Here is a 751-nt window from a genome sequence, read left to right on the forward strand (position 1 = left end):
TCACTAGCCAAGGGGGTAAAGCAGCCCTAGATAAATCGCTTTATCCAGCCTATGAACTGGCTGCCATGACCGCTGTTCGCAGTGGATTAGGAGAGTTTTCTGGCTCAGAGCTGGATGCCTACTTACGTACGAACAACATCGCTTTTGGTCCAATACTCGAGCCAACAGTGCATGGCGTTCAGGTTACGACGCAAAAAAATCGTCTAGTTGAAGCTTTGAATGGCTTGTACAACCTTTCGACCGAAATCAAGGTTGATGAACGCCAGCTTGCCGCGGTGAAACAAGAGTTTAAGCAAGAGCGCAGCGCTTTCTTGGAATCGCCTATGGGTACGCTTATCCAAGTAGCGAACACCAGCGCTTATACGCCGGATAGTCGTCATCGTTTACTGAGCAGTGATGGTGCCGATACCGTCACGCCAGAGCAGATTCTTGCGGTGCATGATCAACTATTTAAAACCGACCACGGTTACAAAATGGTGATTGTTGCAGACGTTGAGCCTGAGCAAATTACGCCGCTTCTACGCAAATACGTGGCATCAATTAAGATGAAGCCGGGTAAAGCTGTAGATTATCGTGTGTCATTTAATGATGAGCTGCCAGCGCGCTCGGTCGTCACTGATGGTCACGAGCCTTCATCGTTTTACCTGCTGCGTTTTACCAACACCGACAAGTACAACCGTACGGCAAAAGACACGGTGACAGAAGACATTCTGGAGCGCATCAGTGCCGCACGAGTGCTGGAGACGTTCCG

At 49.7% G+C, this 751-nt stretch carries 1 pseudogene; it reads left to right on the forward strand.

Annotated elements, in window-relative coordinates:
• A pseudogene (locus R8N49_RS26785) lies at nt 1-751 on the forward strand (insulinase family protein); the annotation flags it as partial.

The sequence above is a fragment of the Vibrio sp. 1978 genome (genome assembly GCF_033344345.1).